This window comes from Rhizobium sp. NPDC092011, assembly GCF_044756305.1.
Taxonomy (GTDB): domain Bacteria; phylum Pseudomonadota; class Alphaproteobacteria; order Rhizobiales; family Rhizobiaceae; genus Rhizobium.
Genome location: NZ_JBIVSO010000008.1, coordinates 255453 through 275682, shown reverse-complemented (window position 1 = coordinate 275682; position 20230 = coordinate 255453). Strand labels below are relative to the sequence as shown.

18 protein-coding genes are annotated in these 20230 nt (G+C 58.7%); 11 read left to right on the top strand and 7 right to left on the bottom strand.

Going from position 1 to position 20230, the window contains the following annotated elements; translation table 11 throughout:
* Window positions 1-64 precede the first annotated feature (64 nt).
* Genes ACIQJ2_RS27035 through ACIQJ2_RS27025 form a run of 3 tightly spaced genes read left to right on the top strand, consistent with a single transcriptional unit; the run spans window position 65 to window position 3520 of the window.
* Window positions 65-1072 carry an ABC transporter permease gene (locus ACIQJ2_RS27035; RefSeq protein ID WP_199149185.1) on the top strand — a complete coding sequence of 336 codons (1008 nt, stop codon included), beginning with the start codon at window positions 65-67 and terminating at the stop codon, window positions 1070-1072.
* Window positions 1069-1896, top strand: coding sequence for an ABC transporter permease (locus ACIQJ2_RS27030; protein WP_199149186.1), 828 nt, complete (start codon window positions 1069-1071; stop codon window positions 1894-1896). The genes ACIQJ2_RS27035 and ACIQJ2_RS27030 overlap by 4 nt, the downstream gene beginning before the upstream one ends.
* Window positions 1889-3520, top strand: coding sequence for an ABC transporter ATP-binding protein (locus ACIQJ2_RS27025; protein ID WP_400670748.1), 1632 nt, complete (start codon window positions 1889-1891; stop codon window positions 3518-3520). The genes ACIQJ2_RS27030 and ACIQJ2_RS27025 overlap by 8 nt, the downstream gene beginning before the upstream one ends.
* A gap of 10 nt (window positions 3521-3530) precedes the next feature.
* Here ACIQJ2_RS27025 and ACIQJ2_RS27020 read toward each other — a convergent pair whose 3' ends face one another.
* Window positions 3531-4451 carry an alpha/beta hydrolase gene (locus tag ACIQJ2_RS27020; protein WP_400670746.1) on the bottom strand — a complete coding sequence of 307 codons (921 nt, stop codon included), beginning with the start codon at window positions 4449-4451 and terminating at the stop codon, window positions 3531-3533.
* Between the two features lie 262 nt (window positions 4452-4713).
* On the opposite strand from ACIQJ2_RS27020, the gene ACIQJ2_RS27015 reads away from it, so the two are divergent.
* Window positions 4714-5652 (top strand): MYG1 family protein, encoded by a 939-nt coding sequence (locus ACIQJ2_RS27015; RefSeq protein ID WP_400670743.1) that lies wholly within the window; start codon window positions 4714-4716, stop codon window positions 5650-5652.
* A 25-nt stretch (window positions 5653-5677) separates the two neighbouring features.
* Here the strand turns inward: ACIQJ2_RS27015 and ACIQJ2_RS27010 are convergent, their stop codons facing one another.
* The 4 genes from ACIQJ2_RS27010 to ACIQJ2_RS26995 all read right to left on the bottom strand — a co-directional run bounded on the left by ACIQJ2_RS27010 (window position 5678) and on the right by ACIQJ2_RS26995 (window position 8400).
* The gene (locus ACIQJ2_RS27010; protein ID WP_400670741.1) at window positions 5678-6154 is read right to left on the bottom strand and encodes a hypothetical protein; all 477 of its coding nucleotides are present in this window, start codon (window positions 6152-6154) and stop codon (window positions 5678-5680) included.
* A gap of 136 nt (window positions 6155-6290) precedes the next feature.
* A complete protein-coding gene (locus ACIQJ2_RS27005) occupies window positions 6291-6791 on the bottom strand; it encodes a hypothetical protein (protein WP_400670739.1) in 501 nt (166 codons plus the stop codon).
* Between the two features lie 156 nt (window positions 6792-6947).
* A complete protein-coding gene (locus ACIQJ2_RS27000; RefSeq protein ID WP_400670736.1) occupies window positions 6948-7658 on the bottom strand; it encodes a gamma-glutamyl-gamma-aminobutyrate hydrolase family protein in 711 nt (236 codons plus the stop codon).
* Window positions 7659-7803: 145 nt separating this feature from the next.
* Window positions 7804-8400 carry a TetR family transcriptional regulator C-terminal domain-containing protein gene (locus tag ACIQJ2_RS26995; RefSeq protein WP_400670734.1) on the bottom strand — a complete coding sequence of 199 codons (597 nt, stop codon included), beginning with the start codon at window positions 8398-8400 and terminating at the stop codon, window positions 7804-7806.
* Between the two features lie 178 nt (window positions 8401-8578).
* Between ACIQJ2_RS26995 and ACIQJ2_RS26990 the strand changes: the two genes are divergently transcribed.
* From ACIQJ2_RS26990 to ACIQJ2_RS26975, 4 genes are all read left to right on the top strand, one after another.
* Window positions 8579-9460, top strand: a complete 882-nt coding sequence (locus tag ACIQJ2_RS26990; protein ID WP_400670731.1) for a haloalkane dehalogenase — start codon at window positions 8579-8581, stop codon at window positions 9458-9460.
* 665 nt (window positions 9461-10125) lie between these two features.
* Window positions 10126-11037, top strand: a complete 912-nt coding sequence (locus ACIQJ2_RS26985; RefSeq protein WP_400670789.1) for a DUF3313 domain-containing protein — start codon at window positions 10126-10128, stop codon at window positions 11035-11037.
* A 402-nt stretch (window positions 11038-11439) separates the two neighbouring features.
* Window positions 11440-12111, top strand: a complete 672-nt coding sequence (locus ACIQJ2_RS26980; protein ID WP_199149196.1) for a response regulator transcription factor — start codon at window positions 11440-11442, stop codon at window positions 12109-12111.
* 65 nt (window positions 12112-12176) lie between these two features.
* A complete protein-coding gene (locus ACIQJ2_RS26975) occupies window positions 12177-13475 on the top strand; it encodes a sensor histidine kinase (RefSeq protein WP_400670728.1) in 1299 nt (432 codons plus the stop codon).
* A gap of 195 nt (window positions 13476-13670) precedes the next feature.
* Here ACIQJ2_RS26975 and ACIQJ2_RS26970 read toward each other — a convergent pair whose 3' ends face one another.
* Entirely contained in the window at window positions 13671-14927 is a 1257-nt protein-coding gene (locus tag ACIQJ2_RS26970; protein ID WP_400670725.1) for an NAD(P)/FAD-dependent oxidoreductase, read from the bottom strand.
* A 22-nt stretch (window positions 14928-14949) separates the two neighbouring features.
* Window positions 14950-15774 carry a M55 family metallopeptidase gene (locus tag ACIQJ2_RS26965; protein WP_400670723.1) on the bottom strand — a complete coding sequence of 275 codons (825 nt, stop codon included), beginning with the start codon at window positions 15772-15774 and terminating at the stop codon, window positions 14950-14952.
* A gap of 104 nt (window positions 15775-15878) precedes the next feature.
* Here ACIQJ2_RS26965 and ACIQJ2_RS26960 point away from each other — a divergent pair, with 104 nt between their 5' ends.
* From ACIQJ2_RS26960 to ACIQJ2_RS26950, 3 genes are all read left to right on the top strand, one after another.
* Window positions 15879-17342, top strand: coding sequence for a M81 family metallopeptidase (locus ACIQJ2_RS26960; protein WP_400670720.1), 1464 nt, complete (start codon window positions 15879-15881; stop codon window positions 17340-17342).
* Between the two features lie 469 nt (window positions 17343-17811).
* Entirely contained in the window at window positions 17812-18444 is a 633-nt protein-coding gene (locus ACIQJ2_RS26955) for a helix-turn-helix domain-containing protein (protein ID WP_400670717.1), read from the top strand.
* 121 nt (window positions 18445-18565) lie between these two features.
* Complete coding sequence (locus ACIQJ2_RS26950) at window positions 18566-20107, top strand: ABC transporter substrate-binding protein (protein ID WP_400670714.1); 1542 nt, start codon at window positions 18566-18568, stop codon at window positions 20105-20107.
* Window positions 20108-20230: the final 123 nt, after the last annotated feature.

The following is a 20230-nucleotide window of genomic DNA, read 5'->3' as shown; positions in this document are numbered from 1 at the left end:
GAGGAAGCCGGGACCGCGGATGATTTTCGCGGTCCTCCCGACGTTTAAGCGCGAGGCATCGGCCATGTCCAATCTGCCCCCCGGAACCGTTTTGCCCGGGCTGAGGTTCAAGCAGCGTTTCCCGTTGCTGTCCCTCATCATCGAGCGTTGCGTGCTCAGCATCGTTCTTTTGTTCGCCGTTTCCATCCTGATCTTCGGCGGGCTCGAGGCGTTGCCGGGCGATTTCGCCACCACCTATCTCGGCCAGTCGGCAACGCCGCAGGCCGTCGCCAATATCCGCGAGGAGCTCGGTCTCAACCGGCCCGTCGTCACCCGCTACGTTGAGTGGCTCGGCAACGCCGTCAAAGGCGATTTCGGCACCTCTTGGGCGAGCAAGAACTCCGTTAGCGAGCAGATCGGCAAGCGCCTCGGCAATTCGCTATTCCTGGCCGGGTTTGCCGCCTTGATCTCGGTGCCGCTGGCGGTTTGTCTGGGCATGCTCGCCGTGCATTTCCGAAACCGAATGCCGGACAAGATCATCAACGTCATATCGCTGGCGGCGATCTCGCTGCCGGAATTCTTCATCGGCTATCTCCTCATCATGTTCTTTTCCGTGAAGTTCGGTGTCGCGACCTTTCCTGCGACGGTCTTTGACGGCATGGGCTTTATCGATCGACTAAATGCAATCGCCCTGCCAACGGCAACCCTCGTTCTGGTCGTGCTTGCGCATATGATGCGCATGACCCGGGCGGCCATCTTGTCGGTCATGTCGTCGGCTTACATGGAGACGGCCGAGCTGAAGGGGCTCTCGGCCTTCCGCGCTATCGTCAAGCATGCCGCGCCCAATGCGCTGGCGCCGATCATCAATGTCATCGCGCTGAACCTTGCCTATCTGATCGTCGGTGTTGTCGTTGTCGAAGTCGTCTTCGTCTATCCCGGCATGGGCCAATACATGGTCGATGCGGTGACGGTTCGTGACATGCCCGTGGTACAGGCTTGCGGCCTGATCTTTGCGGCCGTCTATATCTTCCTCAACATGACCGCCGATATTCTCGCCATCATTGCCAATCCGCGCTTGAGGCATCCACGATGAGATTGAGAGATATCCCCATCACCGCCTGGATCGGCATCGTCGGCATTCTGATCGCCTTCGTTTGCGCGATCTTTGCACCCTGGATCGCGCCTTACGGCGAGACGGAAGTCGTCGGCAATGTCTGGCAGCCTGCCGATGCACAATACTTCTTCGGCCTCGACAATCTCGGCCGCGATATCCTGTCGCGTCTGATCTACGGCACCCGCACGACGCTCTTCGTCGCGCTGGGGGCAACGATCATTTCCTTCTCGCTCGGCATCATCCTGAGCTTCACCGCCGCCGTCTCGCGCGGCTTGATCGACACGATCTTCTCACGCTTCAACGACCTGATGATGTCGATCCCGACCCTGATCTTCGCACTCGTCGTGCTCGCCGTCCTGCCGCAGAACCTGATCGTGCTGATCCTCGTCATGGCCATTCTCGATTCCACCCGCGTCTATCGCCTCGGCCGTGCCGTGGCGCTCGATGTCGCGGTCATGGAATTTGTGGAAGCAGCCAAGCTGCGCGGCGAGGGCAGGCTCTGGATCATCTTCCGCGAGATCCTGCCCAATACGCTGTCGCCGTTGCTGGCGGAGTTCGGGCTGCGCTTCGCCTTCTCGATCCTGTTCCTTTCGACCTTGTCCTTCCTCGGTCTCGGCATCCAGCCTCCGGCGGCTGACTGGGGCGGCATGGTCAAGGACAACAAGGATGGGATCATTTTCGGCATTTCCGCCGCCCTCGTGCCGGGTTCCGCCATCGCGGCTCTGGCAATCTGTGTCAATCTGGTGGTCGACTGGCTCTTAAGGCGCACCTCCAGCCTCAAGGGAGGGCGTGGCGATGCCTGAGCTTCTTTCCGTGCGCGATCTGAAGATCGAGGCAACCAGCTATCCGCCCGGCGAACCGCCGAAACGCGTCACCATCGTCGATGGTGTCTCCTTCGATCTTCAGCGGGGCAAGGTGCTCGGGTTGATCGGCGAGTCGGGTGCCGGCAAGTCGACCATCGGCCTTTCGGCGCTGGCCTACGGCCGCGGCGGCGCCGAGATTACCGGCGGCCAGGTGCTGCTTGACGGCAAGGACATCCTGCCGCTCGGCAAATCCGGCATCCGCAGGATCCGTGGCGCGCGGGTCTGCTATGTCGCCCAATCGGCCGCCGCCGCCTTCAATCCGGCGCACCGGCTGGGTGCCCAGGTGATTGAAGCGACCGTCAAGCACGGTCTGATGACGAAGGAGGACGCCAGGAAGCGCGCGCTCTATCTCTTCAGGGTCCTTGGCCTGCCCAATCCGGAAACATTCGGCGAACGCTATCCGCATCAGGTCTCGGGTGGTCAGTTGCAGCGCGCCATGACCGCCATGGCGCTCTGCTCCAACCCCGAACTGATCGTTTTCGACGAGCCGACGACCGCGCTTGACGTGACGACGCAAATCGATGTGCTGGCGGCGATCAAGCACGCCATCGAGGAGACGCATACGGCAGCGCTCTACATCACGCATGATCTTGCCGTCGTCGCCCAGATTTCCGACGACATCATGGTGTTGAGGCATGGCAAGATGGTTGAATACGGCAGCGTCCAGCAGATCATCGAGGCGCCGCGGCAGGATTACACCCGAGCGCTCGTCAACGTCCGGCAGGAGGCGCGGGCAGAGGCTGTCGACCAGTCAAGCGCACTGTTGAGAGTGGAGAATATCAGCGCGCAATATTCCAATGGTTTCAAGGTTTTGCACGATGTTTCGCTACATGTGCCAAAGGGCCAGACCTTGGCTGTTGTCGGCGAGTCCGGCTCGGGCAAGTCGACACTTGCCCGTGTCATAACCGGCCTTTTGCCGCCAAGCGACGGGCGGATCATATTCGACGGCAAGCCGCTGACGCCGGCGTTGAAGAACCGCTCGCGCGAGGAGCTGCGCCGCATCCAGCTGATCTACCAGATGGCCGATACGGCCATGAACCCGCGCCAGACGGTGCGCGATATCATCGGGCGCCCGCTGACTTTTTATGACGGCCTGCACGGTGCGGCCAAGACCGCGCGGGTGAAGGAGCTGTTGGATCAAATCGAGATGGGCAATGGTTTTATCGACCGCTACCCGGCCGAGCTCTCCGGCGGTCAGAAACAACGCGTTGCGATCGCCCGTGCGCTTGCGGCCAAGCCTGAACTTATTCTGTGTGACGAGCCGACATCGGCGCTCGACCCGCTCGTCGCGGAGGGCATTCTGAAGCTGTTGCTCAGGCTGCAGGAAGAAGCTCATCTTTCCTATGTCTTCATCACCCACGATATCGCGATCGTGCGGGCGATTGCCGATAGCGTTGCTGTCATGCATCGCGGCAAGCTGGTTCGCTTCGGTCCGAAGTCGCAAGCGCTCTCGCCACCGTTCGACGACTATACCGACCTGTTGCTGAAGTCGGTGCCCGAGATGGAGATCGGTTGGCTGGAACGAGTTCTGACGACCCGAAGGATGGAGAGCGCCGGAAACTGAAACGGCGTTCTCAGACCGATCCGGCGAAGCGACTGGCTGCGGCGCATATGGCTGCAAAGCCGGCGCGGGCTCCATCGCTCATGTGCCTTGCCCGCAGCCATGCATGCACCATCTGGGGTTCTTCGCGGAACCAGACTTCGACACCCGCCTGTGCCAGCCGGGCGGCATAAAGGCGACCATCGTCGCGCAGCGGATCGAAATGCGCTACCGTAATGAAGGTTGGCGGGAGGCCGGCAAGCGATGCCAATGCAAGCGGCGCAGCCACAGGATCGCCAGACGGCGCCTGCAGAATGTTGCGGTAATAGGCGACATCGGCAGTCGTCAACCCTGGGGCATCGCTCATCTCCAGATAAGAGCCGGAAACGAGATCGCCGCCCAGTGCGGGATAGATCAGGATCTGTCCGACAACACCCGAAAGCCCTTCGCTCCGCGCCCTGATCGCCAGCCCCGCCGCCAGATTGCCGCCGGCACTGTCACCGATCAGCACGACGGATTTCTTTTCGGCAAGCAACTGCTTCAGGACAGCGAAGCAGTCGTCCGTCTGCGCCGGCCAAGGATGTTCCGGGGCGAGACGATAGTCGACCGAAACCAGCTGAGCTCCGACATGATCGGCAATCTCGGCGCAGATGGCGTGATGGCTATCGAGCGAGCCGACCACGAAGCCGCCGCCATGCAGATAAAGCAGGCTTGTCGTCGTACGGATGTTGGCCGGCCGATAATGCCGAACCGGGATCGTGCCGGCGATGAGAGCGTCCAACGCGGCCACACCCTGGGGCAGGGGGCGATCAAAACGAGCGCAAAGCGCGTCATACCATTGGCGTTGCTGGCCAATGGACGCCGACACCGCATCCGGAGGGTAGAAGGAATCGCAAATGTCCAGGAAACTCAAGATGGCTGCTTCGGTCGGCATGGGACACTGCGGAGAACTCATCGGCAAACCTCTGCTCCTGCATTTGGGCGATGTCATAGCACATCAGGCAATCTTCAACTTATCTCCTGACGGCCGTCGTCGTCACGGTCGCGACACTGCTGTGAACCGGTATCATCATAGCTCTTGTGACGGGGCACTTTGGAGTTTTTTCGCGAGCGATTGCGCCAAGTCGGAAATGGCGGGTTGAGATACCAGCCGGCAGCGGCTATCTGGTGCCAAGCCCACAGGCGGGCGTTTCACGAACGACAAGGTGCATGCCGGCATGATTCCAGATTTTCTCGTCACTCATTCGGGTGGTTTCCATGCCGATGAGCTCATGTCCAGCGTCATCCTGACCAGGCTTTTCCCGCAGGCCCGCCTCGTGCGCAGCAGGATGCTCGAGTGGATCACACCTGGTTCAGACCGCATCATCTACGATGTCGGAGGCAAATACGACGCCGCAGCGCGGATCTTCGATCACCATCAGCGTGGCGCCCCGTTGCGAGACGATGGTCAGCCCTTCAGTTCGTTCGGATTGATCTGGAAGCACTATGGCCGCGACTACCTCATGGCCTTGGATCTTCCAGAGGCGCATGTCGACACGATTCATGCCTCCTTCGATGCGAGCTTTGTGCTGCCAATCGATCTGGTGGATAACGGTGCGCTCAGCCCCTCGGCTGCGGGGCCGCTTGCCTCACTGACGCTGCCAGCGCTCCTTGAAACCTTAAAGCCTGTTTTCGACGAAACAGACCCAGAGGCTGACGATCGTGGGTTCCACCATGCGCTTTCGATCGCCCGCAGCTTCGTCGAGGCGAGGATCGGACAGAGTGCCGCAAAATTGCGCGCCGAGGCGATCGTTCATCAGGCAATCCTAAGGACGGGCGAGGGGCGGGTCCTTGAGCTTCCGATGGGAATGCCGTTCCGTCCCGCAATCGTAAAGGCAGGCGCCGACCATCTGCTCTTCGTCGTTCATCCGCGCGAGAAGGATTGGTGCCTGACCGGTATCCGCCGGGCGGAAGACGGCTTTGCTCTGCGAGCCGATCTGCCGGCAGCCTGGGCTGGGCTGACAGATCGTGATCTGGAGATGGCCTGCGGCATCGAGGGCGCAACCTTCTGTCACAATGGTCGTTTCATTGCCGCTGCCAAAACCCGAGAGGCGGCACTTGCGATGGCAGAGCTTGCAGTGACCGAGGCGATGTCCCCGACGAAAAGCCGGCCTTAAAAGCCGGCTCTTGCGGCCGCGCAGTTTACTTGCAGGGTTTCGCGGCGGCCATGCTCTTCACGAGCTTGTCGACGACAGCACCGTATCGCTGCTGATCATTGCTGGGATATTCGAGCGAGAAATTGCCGACCGCGCCATCGCAGAGCGCAATCTCTCTGACATACAGGATGCGATTTTCCTTCGCGCCGGAAAAGCTCGCCCAGGACGCCGTCTGCTTTTGATAGGATATCTGCCAGCCGTCCTCGATGTAGAATTTTCGGCGGCTATTGCTCTCGTCCCTGAAACTCCCATCCATGATGTAGTTTCCCCAGACCAGGAGCTTGGCCGTACCTTCAACTGACTGAAGGCTCATGCCATCACCGTTGTCGGCGACCGACACCGTCTTGAATTCTGTCGGAAGATCAATGGAATAGCCGAATCGGGAGTTTCGATAGGTGTTGTTGTCGGCGGCCATGACGGCCGTTGATACCAAACATAAACTGACGACTATGCGTGCCAGCATCTCCATTTTTCCTCACTTTTGATAGCATGCTAACCTGGTCCTGGCGGTCAGGCTTCGGATGGTTGTTGATCGAAGGCATATGCCATTTTGCATTCCCCGGTGCCGCGACGCCGAGCCAGAGGGAGATTGTCGCCGCTTACTCGATCTGAGCTTCGAGCGTTTCGGCGAGTGCCTGATAGAATTGCGCGGAGGCATCCTTGTGCTCCGCCTTGTATTTGACACTCACGAGCCGAGCCGCTTCGACCGCCACACGAAAGGAATCGATCCGAACTTGTGGATCCAAGTCTGATTGACCGCCAATGTCACCGCTCTCGAACTTGCCGGCCCTGTATCCATCGCCGAGGTCGACGACGCCAATCTGGGGGATTCCGTCCGCCATTTTCCCAAGGAAGGCCACACCAACCCGGTCGCCGTCCCGGCGGCGCAGCATTCCGGTTCCGGAGGCTTTGCCGTTCGCACAGTCACCGACCCAGAAAGTCGGTCCGCTTGTGAGCGAAGCCGGAGCGACGAATTTGCAGTGGCTGCCCGGATCCTCCAGCCAACTCTGTTCCGACGCAGCTTGAGCAAGGACGTCCGTTCCAAGCAGCCCGAATAGGGCAAAGCATGACGCCGAAAGCCCCGACAAACGCATTTTCATATCAATCACCTGCCTGCGGGAACACGGCCGTCTCGATCGTCCTGAGGTTGACAGCGGGATAGAACTATCTGAATTCACGCTTGAAATGCAATTGGAAGGTTGCTGGCACAAGCATTCCACCGGAAGGCATAGACCGACCTTCAAACCTGAGCGGTTCTAACGAACGGATGTCGCGGTGCCGGCGGCCGCTTCCACAAAGCTCCGAAAAACGGCGTTTCCCGGATGATCCGTCCCTGCATGCTGTTCCTGATGCCATTGGAGGCCGACGGCGAAGGAGGCGGAAGTGACCTCGATCGCTTCGATGATGCCATCCTTTGCCAAAGCACTCGCAAGAACAGCCGGTGAAACCTGAGCGACCGCCTCGCGATGGAATGTGTTTACGTCGATGCTCGATTTGCCGATGATTTTCGCCAGACGCGATCCCGGAAGAATCTCGATCGAATGAAGATGATCCCGCTTGTCGTGTTCGCCTGCCGAGGGAAAGGTTGCCTTGAGATCAGGCGTGAGGCGACAGCCGTTCAAACATGCGAGCATCTGCATGCCTGAACAGATGCCGAGAACGGGCTTATCCTTTTGAAGATAGCCCTCCATGATTGCTCGTTCGACCTCAAGGCGCTCCGATGGCGGTGCCCGAGAGATTTCTCCTTCAATGTACCAGTGGTCCGGAAATGCAAACCGTCCGCCGACGGACACAAAGCCGTCGAACTCATTCAAAGCAATGTCGATGATTTCAGGTACGTATGGAATACCAAAGGGGAGACCTCCTGCATCGCGCACGCCGCGAAAATATCCCTTGGCTGCTTCATAGCGCGTTCCGCCCGTGCTTGTGTTCTCGTCAAGGATAATGGCGATGCGGGGCTGGCGCATATGATGAGGCCTCTTGGCTCTAAGGGTTCTGACGCACTGACTTGCAGGAACATAGTCGGAGGTAAGCGGCCAGTCGAGATGCGGCCGTGTTAGCTCTCCGGGTCTGATCGGTCGCCGATTGCGGTCAGGATCCGCTCTGCTGAGATCAAAAAGGAGGCTCGGCGGCGAAAACCGTTGCAAACGCGATCCGCTTGAAGCGATCGAGCGCTTCTGCGCTTCGGTCCACTTTCATTCGCAGAATGGCTCCTTCCCAGGAGACAAGCAGGAAATCCGCCAGATCGCTTGCCGAAAACCGCGTGCCGATTTCACCTGCTTGCTGGGCTTCCGTGATGCAGCGCTCGAATGGTTTGCGCCATTCCTGATAGATCGCCGCGAGCCGTTCGCGCAGCAACTCGCTCGTCTGCGAAACCTCGATACTGAAATCGCCGATCAGACAACCGCGAAGATAGTCGTCGTCGGCAAGACGCTCAGTAATGATATCGAGATAGCGCAGCAGCCGCTCGCGAGGTCCGAGGGAGCGATCATTGAACGCTTGCCCGACAAGCTCGCGGGTATGGGCAAAATACTGGTCGAGAACCTCGGCGGCGAAAGCTTCCTTTGAGCGGAAGTGATTGGTGAAGGAGCCCTGGGGCACGCCTGCTTCGGCAACGACGTCCCTTATGCCGGCTCCGTTATATCCCTTGCGGAACATGACCCGTAGGCCGGCGGCAATAATGTCGTTTTTGTTTGATGGCTTTGGCATGTGTTGACAATACGTACGTCTGTATTGATAATCAAGGGGCGAGGAGAGGAAACCTTTCGCGCAAGTCCTTATCATTTTCCCATCGTCCGTGGCCTTACCCATCGAATGGCAGGCAGCTCACAGAGCTCATAACGTGTCCGATAGCAATACGGACGTCCATATTGAAAAGGAAAATCCGATGACCAACCATTCCGAAATGCATCGTGTAGAGGTTCTGGATTCCTATATGACCTATCGAGACGCAGGCCCGAAGAACGGGCCGGTCGTTCTCTTCCTGCATGGGAATCCGACCTCCTCTTATATCTGGCGAGACATCATCGCCGATGTTGCGTCGCATGCCCGGTGCATCGCGCCCGATCTCATCGGCTTCGGGCAATCGGGCAAGCCAGACATCGACTATCGCTTTGTCGATCACATCCGCTATCTCGACGCGTTCATCGATGCGCTGGAAATATCCTCGGCATTCATCGTTGCTCAGGACTGGGGCACTGCCTTTGCTTTCGAACGGGCAGCACGCCTGCCAGAATTCATGCGTGGGCTTGCCTTCATGGAGTTCATTCGGCCGATGGAAAGCTGGGACGAGTTTCATCAGGTGCCTGCGGCACGAGAGTTGTTTCAAAAATTCCGCACGCCTGAAATTGGCGAGAAACTTATACTAGAGGACAATATCTTCGTGGAGCGCGTCCTTCCCGGTTCGATCAAACGCCTACTCACCGAAGAGGAAATGTCGGCGTATCGCGCGCCGTTCCCGACGCCGGAAACGCGGCGCCCTGTGTGGCGCTTTCCAAATCAACTGCCGATAGCCGGCGAGCCCGGCGACGTGTGGGCGCTTCTGAGTGCCGCTCATGCTGCGCTGCGTGAAAGCGTCTATCCGAAAATGCTGTTCGTAGGTGAGCCTGGGGCTTTGGTTTCACCCGATTTTGCCCGGAAATTTGCCTCTACGCTGCGGAACTGTGAGGTGGTTCCGCTGGGAGCCGGAGCCCACTATCTGCAAGAGGATCATCCGGGGGCCATCGCAGCAGGTGTTCGACGCCTGATGGAGGGTGCCGGGCAACGCTAAAGTTCCGGCTCACTCAAATCCGCCTGATTGCTGTTGCACCCAATGGATTGCCCTTCCCTTTCCCTGTCGGGCGAGAGGGGAGGGCAACGATGGCCTCCTAGTTATAAATATCGTCGCGCTCGAGCCCCTCGCTTCGCCGCCGACTGAAGTCGTTCGTTCAAGTGAGATGCGTAGAGCCTGCGTCCGATCTCGCTCCCATGGTCGGGACAGTAGGTAAGACTGCGGTAATATTGGAAATTTAGCGACTGTCGGTGCCGGCGCTGAGAGATTGGCCACAAATGATGGCTTCTGGATGTGTCGGCGCAGAGACGAGGCTGGATTTTCCGATTGTTCGATCGGCCGGAAACATGATCCGCGTGACGTCGATCTGGCAACAACCATCGCAACGCAGCGGGCATCACAGAATGAATTACCTCGAGTTCATCTTTCGTCTTCTCATGCGATATTTTCTCTCGGCCTTTATCGTTGGAGCGCTGCTGGGCGGACCTGTCGCCATACTGATCCTGAAATGAGATTCCGCAGACAATGAGCCCCACAGGCCGGCATGCCGTAAGGTTATCACAAGGGTTGGATCGCAATCGGATGCAGCTTTCACAAAGGAGTTGTATTGTATGCATCCGATTGCATTGTCGACCAGGTCGACGCCGATAACTGCTGTGCGGCCGATGTCCGCGCGTTGGTCTGTGCGGGCAGCCTGCTTCGTCCTGGCGATCACAAGCGGCTGTAGTTCGGTTCCGCTCAAGGAAGGAGGCATGCTCTCGTCCTACGGCAATCTCGGCGCGCCAAAGGGCAGATTCTCGAAATCCAGAGTATTTCTGGACAAGGAGAAATTAAAGGAAGTCAAAAGGATTGCCATCTGGCCAACGACGTTGACGCTCACGGCTGGAAGCAGAATTCAAAATCCAAAAGACAGGCTTTTGGTCTCGAATTCGATAGATCGTGCCATCTGCTTTGCAATGAGCGAGAAATATCAGATCGTTCCGCTCAGCGGCTCTCCGGATCTGACGATAAAGGCTGTGATTACCGACATAGTTCCCACCCAGCCAACGGTCGCCGGCGCAGCAAAGGCGATTTCGATCGGTAGTTCGATCGCTTTGCCGGTGCAGATTCCACGCCTTCCTCTGGGGCTTGGCGGACTGGCCGTGGAGGCGGAAGCGCTTGACGGCGCCGGCGTCCAGCGCGCCGCTGTCGTTTGGTCTCGAGGAGCAAATTCCTTTACGAGCAAGGCGCGCGTATCAAAAGTCGGAGACGCCTACGATCTGGCTGCGGCCTTCGGAAGCGAGTTCTCCAGAATGATCATTGCCGGCAAGGAGCCAGGGGGGCTGAATATTCGCCTGCCGTCCTTCTATGAAATTCGCACGGCACTTGGCGGCAAGCCAGGCTCGCCCCTGTGCGAGAATTTTGGCCGTTCGCCCGGCATCATCGGCGAGATCGGCGCATCGTTCGGGGCGCCTCCGTCATGGACCGACAAGGGGGCTCATGCGTCCAATTCCGGAGTGCCAGCTGCGCCTCCGGTCAAGCTTGCGTCGCCTTCCAATGGCGAGCATCGCCAAGGAACGAGCGCTCCCAGCCTGTAAGGCTGCCGTAATGTTCGCGCCGCATTTGCCGGCAACCACCAACGAAATGAAAAATCCTGAGGTATCTCCATGCGTTATTGTTTTGCACTCGCCCTTTCCCTCCTGCTAATGGGATGCCAGTCCACAGAAGATGGCGAGCGCTGCGCGCAGTATGGCTTTGAACGCGGCTCTACGGAGTTTGCCGTTTGCAAGCAACGCATCGACCTTGCGCGTGAGCGTCGGATGGAAAGATCAATTGAGGCGCCAAACTATGACTATTGAAGAGATGTCGGCCGGCTAAGCGTCTCGCCTGATTTCGTGTCGCATATTTGCCGTATCGCCTTGCGAGAGCGGCCCGGACGTTCCGGCATCGGTGTAAGTTTGCATCGTACCAACACATTCACGCTCTAGCTCAGGCAAGACATGCATATTCTGATCGTTGAAGATGATCTCGAACTCGCCACCTCCCTTAAGGCGATGATGGAAAGCTCGATCGGGGTGACGGATATTTTCGCGACCATTGCCGATGCGGAAGCGGCACTCCTTGCGTTCAAATTCGATCTGGTCATTATCGATCGTCGCCTCCCGGATGGCGACGGTCTTTCCTTGCTGTCGACGTTGCGCCAGCTACGCCCGCGTCCGGCTACGTTGATATTGACGGCGCTGGATGACCCCCTCGACATCGTGTCCGCGCTGGACAAGGGAGCGGACGAATATATCGGCAAGCCGTTCGAGCCGATGGAGCTGGTCGCGCGCGCAAGGGCTGTCTTGCGACGCTACAATCTCGACGAAACGGGCTGCACGCAGTTCGGAAACTTGATCTTCGATCTCAACCATCGCTCGGCCATGATCGGTGAAACCGTGCTGAACATCCCACGACGAGAATTGGGCATTCTGGAAGCGTTGATGCGCCGGGCTGGCCGCGTGGTTCAGCGTGATACGTTGGAAGCATCCACCTATAGCCTCGACGACGAAATCGAGTCGAATGTCATCGAGTCTCATGTCTCGCGTCTGCGTCGACGATTGCGTGAAGCCAATTGCGATGTAAACATTCGGACCATTCGCGGGATCGGTTACATGCTGGTGCAGGAATGAGGTGGCCGTCCCGTTCGATCGCATTCCCAGTCGCGGGCCTGCTAATTGTCGGTATGGCTTGCGTCATGGTGCTGAGTACCGTCGTGACGTTGGGTGTCTTCCTAAGCACGGACGTGAAGTCCAAGCAGCGGATGAATGCCGACGTTGTGGGCAAGCTCCTTCGATCGGGGATGACTTACGATAGCGGTGGCAGGCTCGTTCTGGAGCAAAAGGGGTTCCCTTCGACCATTATGGGATTTGCCGAGGCGGAGCCGTCTTTCTGGTATCTGGTGAGCGATGGAAAGCAAACCATCTCTCACGGAACCATACCTTCTTCCGTCGATCAGATTATTAAAACGGCCCCTTCGGAAATCTTTGCCTCCGAGTTTTACTATACCTCCGGCGACGAACGGTTGCTTGGGCTTAGATTGGTGGACGACACCAATTCAAAGGTCGTCATTGCCCTGGGCGGCATTTCCTTTTCCGGTGTTCAGACCATCTTGGCGACGCTTTGGGCACTCTGGCCCCAGGGGCTTTACCATCTTCTGGGTCTCGTCCTGGTGACGACCGTGACGATCGCGGCGATCGCCATCCGACAGACCATTGCGACGCCGGTGCGCCGCGTCGTCGATTGGGCAGAGCAGATTGACGGTCTTCCCAATGGCCGCAGAATTCCCGACCAGGACACGCCGACCGAACTCAGGCCGATGGTAGCGGCATTTAATACCGCCTTGACGAGGATCGACAATGCTTTCGAGGCGCAGCGAAATTTCCTTGCAAGCGCATCCCATGAGTTACGGACGCCGCTGACCAAGCTGCGCATCAAGCTGGATCTGGTGAAGGACGTTGAGGTCAGGGAGATGCTGATCCGCGACGCGACGCGCCTTGCTTCCATCGTCACGACATCGCTTCAGCTTGCCCGCCTGTCCGGCCAGTCTCTCGCCTTCACAGCCGTCGACCTGACTGCGGTTGCGCGTTCGGTCATTGCGGATCATGTGCCCAGGGCAATTCAGCAGGGGCTCGAGATCGAGTTGCGCGCTCCCGAAGCGGCAGTCAACGTCTGGGGGTCGGAGGCAGCCCTTCGTGTTGCGCTGGACAATTTGATTTCCAATTCCTTGCGGCATGCGCATAGCTCCGACATGATCATCGTCGAGGTGCTCGAGACCCGTCAGTTGAAGATCCTGGACCACGGCCCTGGAATTCCGGTCGAGGAGCGGGAGATGGTCCTGCGCCCCTTTGTTCGCGGGGCCAACGCCGCATCCGATGGCACAGGAATGGGACTGGCGATTGTTGCTCAAGTCATTCGCGCTCACGGTGGATCCGTTGTTCTCGATGAACCGACAGGCGGCGGATTGGCCGTATGCTTGACCTTTCCAAGCCGCTGAGCAGCGGCTTGCATGTTCTAGCAAGGGGAGCCGGAAGGGCCGCAGTGCTCCCCGCTCGGCTGGGTCATGCGACCTATCTTACCCTACGACGATATCGGCTTGCTCCTGTGACGACCGGAACGTTTTAACATCTGCGCATGAGCCTGGATATCGTTGGCTATACTGCCTCAAGTGTCGGGAGATTGAACCATGCAGCTATGCCTTTGCGTTGCCGAGCGCCCAATCTCTGGCCGATGGCAACAATGGGAGCGCAAGCGGGTTGGTATCTACGCCGTTCATTTGCTCGGCCAACAGAAAGGCGGTCGTCGGGCCGAGCGTGAAGCCCTGATGGCCATGACCAAAATGGAACCACAGGCCTTTGTGACGGCCGGGGCCGACGACGGGCAGCATGTCGGGCATGCAGGGGCGATACCCTGACCAGGGAGTGTCCTCGATAGGCTCCCCGAGGGAGAAGAGCTCATGGGCGGCCTCGACGGAGCGTAATATTTGACGCGTTGCCGGTGCTGTTCCCGGGGGCGCCATGTGGGCGCCGGTCAGAACACGCCATCCTCTGTTCATTGGAGCGATGACGGTGGAATTCTCAATGTCCAATGTCGAGATTTGCGGGCCGTCCTTGCCGGCGAAGTGCCGGTGGTAGCCGCGTTTGAATACCATCGGGACACGGTAGCCGAATGTCTTCAAGAGTGCCGGTGACCACGGGCCGAGACAGACGACCGCATTTTGTCCTGTCATCATCCCCTCTGCGGATTGCACACGCCAACCGGAACCATGCTGTTGCAGTGACATGGCGTCGGCGCTGACCAGCGCGCCTCCACGTTTAACAAACAGCGCCGCATAACGCGCCACCAGTTCGCCTGGGTTAAGGCAGGTCCAGGGCGAGGTCCAATGAACAGCGCCGGCAAGCCGGCGACGCAACCCCGGCTCGCGGAGAGCAAGTTCATCGGCGCCGAGCACGTCAGACGGGACGCCATAAGCTAGCTTCAGCCGCTCGGCCCTTATCGCCGCCGCCTCGAATTTATCGGGCGTACGATAGACCGCGCGCCAGCCCTGCCGGACGATCAGATCATCCGCTCCGGCAGGGACTATGAAGCGGGCATGGTCGTCGCTTGCGCGCAACACCAGTTTTGAATAGGCGGCGACGGTTCTGGCGTAGGGGGCGGGCGCAGATTGCGAAAAATAGCGCCAGAGAGGCCAGGCCAAGTGCCCCATGTCGCGCATCCGCCAATCGACATCATTGCCGCGCTTGAAGACAACCGAGAGGATCTCGCGCAAGGAGCGCGGGAACGGGTATGGCTCGACCGCTTCCGTCTGGATGAAGCCAGCATTGCCATAACTGGTTTCCCGGCCCGGCGCCTTGTGATCCAGAAGGACGACTTGATGTCCGCTCTCCTGCAGGGCAAGTGCGGTTGAGACGCCGACCATGCCGGCGCCGAGAACGAGTGTGTCAGTCATGCATGATGTCCGTTATGGGCGGTCAGAAGGTCAGACGCGAATTATATCCGACCACAAACTGGATGAAGCGCGAGACGTCGACCATGTCGTCGCCCTGATAGCGGATCGTGTAACCATCGATGCGGTCGACGCCTTTCAGATAGGAGAGATATTCGGCTGGAAGGCGATTGCGGAACACGATCTCCAGCACCGGATTGGCAAGCTTGAAAGGCCGTGCCGAGCCTGCCCTGGCCAATGCGGTCTTGACGCCCTCGCGGATACGACGATGCGCGACGTTCGGGGTGAGTGTGATCGCCGACTGCGTGCTGTAAACCGTCTTCACGGGCACAGTCACGATATCTCCGATGCGTTCGGTGATCTCTGCCAGCGCCACATTGTCGCCGGAGGCGAGCAGCACCGGCACGTCGAAATGCCCGGCGACGGCGGCGTTGATGCCTGCTTCCGGCATGACGACGCCGTTGATCCGGATCTCGGCAAAAGCGGCGCCGCCGATCGTATGTGACAGCACGCCACTCATATGACTGGCGCCGGCGTGGTAGCCCAGAAGCATCGCGCCGACGAAGGAGCCGAGTTCCACGCCCTGCATCATCATCAACGGGCGCGGCCAGCTCCGCACGATCTGCACATAATCCGGCAAGCGATCGATGAGGATGCTCTCGCCATTTCCATGGGAATCGCTGAGGATGATTTCCTCCACGCCTTCCTCATGCGCGGCCTCGCAGGCGTTCACCACGGTGTCGGTCATCCAGCGACGTGCATTCTCGTATTCGAAGCCTTCCGGCATCAGATGGTCGCGGCTGACCACCCCGACGATCCCCTCTATGTCGGCGGAAATATAAAGGCGCATCGATTCCTCCCTCTCGTTGCCTAGTATGGATATTGGATTTGACTTTCTGACCATAAACATATTTCTATGATGAGAAAATATCTTTCTGCATATGGGAGGCAAAAATGAAGCTGTTCATCGCGGGACTGGATACCGAAACCAACACATTTTCTCCAATGCAGACCGGGTTGGAGACCTTCAGCGAAAATTTGATCGCCTATGGCGACGCGACGGAAAGGCCGCTGAACTGCTGCTCATCGCAGATGTTCGTCTGGCGCAACGCGGCCCGGGAAAAGGGCTGGACCGTGGTCGAAAGCCTATGCGCCGTCGCCGAACCTGGCGGCAAGACAACGCGCGCGGTCTATGAAGGCTTCCGCAAGACCATCCTCGACGATCTCAAGGCGGCAATGCCCGTCGACGCCGTCATGCTTGCCCTGCACGGCGCCTGTGTCGCCGATGGCTATGATGATGTCGAAGGGGACCTATTAGAGCATGTGCGCCAGGTCGTCGGTCCGGACGTTCCCGTTGCCGCAGAGCTTGATCTGCATTGCCATCTCACCGATCGCATGGTCGCCAATGCGACCATGATCGCCGCCTACAAGGAATATCCCCATACCGATATCGAAATCGTCGCGGAGCAGCTGTTCCGGCTAGTGGAACGCACGCTGGCCGGCGAGGTTCGCCCGGTGATGGCGGTTTATGACTGCCGTCTCGTCAGCACATTTCATCCGCACAAGGCACCGTTGCGTGGAATTGTCGATCGCATGAAGGCCATCGAAGGTCAGGATGGCGTCCTTTCCGTCTCATTCGGTCACGGCTTTCCCTGGGGTGACGTTGCCGATGTCGGCGCCAAGATGCTTGTCGTGACGGACAATGATCGGCAAAAGGCGGCGCGCGTCGCCGAGACGTTCGGTCGGGAAATCTACGATGCGCGCGAGGAGATGCGGCATGATTATCTGACGATCGATGCGGCACTCGATCAAGCACTTGCCGCAGGACGTGGCCCTGTCGTGCTGGCCGATGTCTCCGACAATGCCGGCGGCGGCGCCCCCGGCGACTCGACCTTCATCCTGCGCCGCATCATCGAGAGAGGCATCCAGGATGTAGCGTCCTGCCTCTATTGGGATCCCATTGCCGTGCGCATGTGCCGCGAGGCGGGGGAAGGGGCCACGCTCGATCTGAGGATTGGCGGCAAGGTCGGTAAGGCTTCGGGCGATCCGCTCGACCTTACCGTTACCGTGCGGCGCATCGCATCGGACATAACCCAGCGCTTTGGACCGACGCCGCTCAGCATTGGCGATGCCGTCTGGATCAGCGCGGGAAGCGTGGACATTGTCCTCAATACCTTGCGCACGCAGACCTTCCATCCGGAATGCATGACGGCACTTGGTCTTGACCCGTCAACAAAGAGAATTGTCGTCGTCAAGTCGAGCAACCATTTCCGGGCCGGCTTCGAGCCCATCGCAAGCGAAATCCTTTATGTCGGCGCTCCCGGCGCGCTGCAGCCGCGTTTCGATGAGCTGCCCTTCACCAAGCTGACGAAGTCCTACTGGCCGAAGGTCGATAATCCACTGGCGGATCAAGGCTAAACCATCTTCAGGACAATGTGCGGCGGTTCCCGCCGGAGATGCATGGGTGGACAAGGCGGTGGCGTGCTTTTGCACGCGAAAGAAGCGGAGCACACTCCAATATGGTCCGCATCTGTCCCGGGTCGCTATCCGCTACGATGGGGCGGCAGGTGGGCACGCGACAAGATCCTTCGGCCTGCTTGTGGTCGCTGTTGCTCTGCGTCTGCGGTCGTGAACGGCCTTTCTCGGTGGCTGCGAAATATCCTGCCCTCGTTGGTCCGCTAGACCATTTGCTGTCGAGCGGCTGGCTGTTCGTTGGGAAGAGCGCTGTTTCATCGACGGGCATGGATTGCTTTTCAGGAGAATGTTGATTACGGGCTCGATTCATAGAAAATAGTTTTCCTATCATGCCAATCGAATTCTGCCCCTGTTTACGGCATCGGCGCGAACTGGCGGGCGAATGGCTGCAGGCGAATTGGAGACGCCACGGATGAATGATGCGAAATCCAGCCTCGGCGATATCCTGAAGGATATCCGCAATCGCAATCACTGGACCCTGGCCGAGGTGAGTTCCATGACCGGGCTGGCGGTCTCGACCCTTTCCAAGGTCGAGAACAATCAGATGCAGCTGACCTACGATCGGCTAGTCCAGCTTGCGCAGGGGATCAAGGTCGACATCGCCGAGCTCTTCGGCACGTTGGCCAATGCCGACGAGACCTCAAACGTGATGGGGCGCCGAACCTATACCAAGGCCGGGGACGGACGGTCGATCATCACGAAGAACTATGACTATCTCTATGTCTGCACCGAGATCTACAAGAAGGCCATGGTGCCGATCATAGCGATCGCGCATGCCCGCACCCTGCAGGAATTCGGCCCGCTCATCCGGCACAAGGGCGAAGAGTTCTTCTATGTTCTCGAAGGAGAGCTTGAGCTTCATAGCGAGATCTATGAGCCCCTGCGGCTTAAGAAGGGCGATTCCGCATATTTCGACGCGATGACCGGCCATGCCTATCTGAGCGTCAGCGAAGAGCCTGCACAAATTCTCTGCGTCTGCTCGACGCCCGAAACCGAGTTGGTTTCGACCCTCGCAAAGGCACAGGCGCCCAAGGCGGCAAGCTAAGCGGAAATAAAAAGACGCATACGATAATAAAAAATATTGCACTTAGGAAAATCGTTTCCTAGACTGTTGCTGCGGTGAGTGCCGGGAGGGCGCGAACTGCAGTTCTGGGGAGGACAACGAGATGAACGGTTCCAAGTGGAAATCCGTCGGCTTTGCATTGCTTTTGGCGTCGACGCCCTTATCCGCTGCCATGGCAGCGCAGGATGTATTGGTTCTGGCGCGAGCGGAGGATGCGCCGACGGCCGATCCAGGCATCGAGATCAGCAATAGCGGCTACACGCTCACTTACGCCGCCTATGAACGGCTCGTCGCTTACAAGGGTGCGTCCACGGAAGTCGGGCCTGAACTCTCCGAGAGCTGGAGTGCCGACGACACGGGTCTGGTCTGGACCTTCAAACTCGCCAAGGACCACAAGTTCGATGATGGTTCGCCGGTCGATGCCGCTGCGGTCAAATTCAGTTTTGACCGGCTCATGAAGCTGAAGGCCGGGCCATCGGATGCGTTTCCGGTTCTCAAGGAGGTTGAGGTCGTCGATCCGCAGACGGTGAGGTTTCATCTGACGGCGCCGTTTGCGCCATTCATTTCGACACTCGCGGTCTCGGGGGCTGCCATCATCAATCCGAAGGTGATGGCGCATGAGAAGGATGGCGATATGGCAAAGGGATGGCTTGCCGAGCACTCGGCGGGTAGCGGTCCCTATCGCATCTCTTCCTGGGAGCGAAATCAAAGCATCATCCTCGATCGCAATGAGCATTATGCCGGCGCAAAGCCTGCTCTCAACCAGGTCGTGATCCGTGTCGTTGGCGACATATCGGCCCGTCGCCTTCAGCTGACCAGCGGTGACGCAGACATTATCGAACAGATTCCGCCAGACCAGGCAGAGGCGCTGCAGAAAGACAGCTCCGTCGTGGTCGAGAGCAATCCCAGCATGTATGTGAACTACATCTACATGAACAATCGGCAGCCGCCGCTGGATGACGTCAAGGTTCGCCAGGCAATCTCCTATGCCGTCGATTATCAGGGTATCATCGACGGCATCATGCAGGGGCAAGCCAAGCAGATGCGCGGTCCGGTGCCGAGTGGCATGTGGGGACACGATCCACAGGGTTTCCAGTACAGCTACGACGTCGACAAGGCAAAGGCGCTGCTGAAGGAATCCGGCAAGAGCAACATTCGCCTGACCTACACCTTCTCGCAGGCCGATCCCGCCTGGGAGCCGATCGGTCTTGCGCTGCAGGCTTCTCTTGCGGAGCTTGGCATCAAGCTGGAACTGCAGGCCGTCGCCGATACGACGAAGCGAGAAATGGTGGCCAACGGCAAGTTCGACATGGCGCCCGGCGCCTGGACGCCAGATTTCGCCGACCCCTACATGTTTATGAACTACTGGTTCGACGCCGACAAAATGGGCGGTCCGGGCAACCGGTCATTCTACAACAACAAGCAGGTGACCGCTCTGGTGAAGGAAGCGGGCTCGATCGTCGATGAGGAAAAGCGCAAGTCGCTTTACATCGATGCGCAGAAGCTTGCGGCTGAGGATGCTCCCTATCTCTACATCATGGAGAAGAACGACATTTTTGCCCGTCGTGCCGCAGTAAAGGGTTACGTCTACAATCCCATGCTGATCCAGGTCTATAATTTCGGCACGATGTCCAAGACCCAATAAAGCGCCGGCTCAAACCGACCCTGCCGCCTCGCCGTCCTTTATCACCGAAACCTTGGAGTTTCGCGAAGAGGGCCGGAGCGGCAGGATCTCCTTACCCTAGAGCCGGATGATTTTAGGTCTGTT

Coding starts and splice junctions, on each gene's coding strand:
- ACIQJ2_RS26960 (WP_400670720.1), top strand. CDS start 15,879: ATGAAGCTGTTCATCGCGGGACTGGATACCGAAACCAACACATTTTCT.
- ACIQJ2_RS26970 (WP_400670725.1), bottom strand. CDS start 14,927: ATGACTGACACACTCGTTCTCGGCGCCGGCATGGTCGGCGTCTCAACC.
- ACIQJ2_RS26975 (WP_400670728.1), top strand. CDS start 12,177: ATGGTGCTGAGTACCGTCGTGACGTTGGGTGTCTTCCTAAGCACGGAC.
- ACIQJ2_RS26950 (WP_400670714.1), top strand. CDS start 18,566: ATGAACGGTTCCAAGTGGAAATCCGTCGGCTTTGCATTGCTTTTGGCG.
- ACIQJ2_RS27015 (WP_400670743.1), top strand. CDS start 4,714: ATGATTCCAGATTTTCTCGTCACTCATTCGGGTGGTTTCCATGCCGAT.
- ACIQJ2_RS27005 (WP_400670739.1), bottom strand. CDS start 6,791: ATGAAAATGCGTTTGTCGGGGCTTTCGGCGTCATGCTTTGCCCTATTC.
- ACIQJ2_RS27025 (WP_400670748.1), top strand. CDS start 1,889: ATGCCTGAGCTTCTTTCCGTGCGCGATCTGAAGATCGAGGCAACCAGC.
- ACIQJ2_RS27035 (WP_199149185.1), top strand. CDS start 65: ATGTCCAATCTGCCCCCCGGAACCGTTTTGCCCGGGCTGAGGTTCAAG.
- ACIQJ2_RS27000 (WP_400670736.1), bottom strand. CDS start 7,658: ATGCGCCAGCCCCGCATCGCCATTATCCTTGACGAGAACACAAGCACG.
- ACIQJ2_RS27010 (WP_400670741.1), bottom strand. CDS start 6,154: ATGCTGGCACGCATAGTCGTCAGTTTATGTTTGGTATCAACGGCCGTC.
- ACIQJ2_RS26985 (WP_400670789.1), top strand. CDS start 10,126: ATGTCCGCGCGTTGGTCTGTGCGGGCAGCCTGCTTCGTCCTGGCGATC.
- ACIQJ2_RS26965 (WP_400670723.1), bottom strand. CDS start 15,774: ATGCGCCTTTATATTTCCGCCGACATAGAGGGGATCGTCGGGGTGGTC.
- ACIQJ2_RS27020 (WP_400670746.1), bottom strand. CDS start 4,451: ATGAGTTCTCCGCAGTGTCCCATGCCGACCGAAGCAGCCATCTTGAGT.
- ACIQJ2_RS26955 (WP_400670717.1), top strand. CDS start 17,812: ATGAATGATGCGAAATCCAGCCTCGGCGATATCCTGAAGGATATCCGC.
- ACIQJ2_RS26990 (WP_400670731.1), top strand. CDS start 8,579: ATGACCAACCATTCCGAAATGCATCGTGTAGAGGTTCTGGATTCCTAT.
- ACIQJ2_RS26980 (WP_199149196.1), top strand. CDS start 11,440: ATGCATATTCTGATCGTTGAAGATGATCTCGAACTCGCCACCTCCCTT.
- ACIQJ2_RS26995 (WP_400670734.1), bottom strand. CDS start 8,400: ATGCCAAAGCCATCAAACAAAAACGACATTATTGCCGCCGGCCTACGG.
- ACIQJ2_RS27030 (WP_199149186.1), top strand. CDS start 1,069: ATGAGATTGAGAGATATCCCCATCACCGCCTGGATCGGCATCGTCGGC.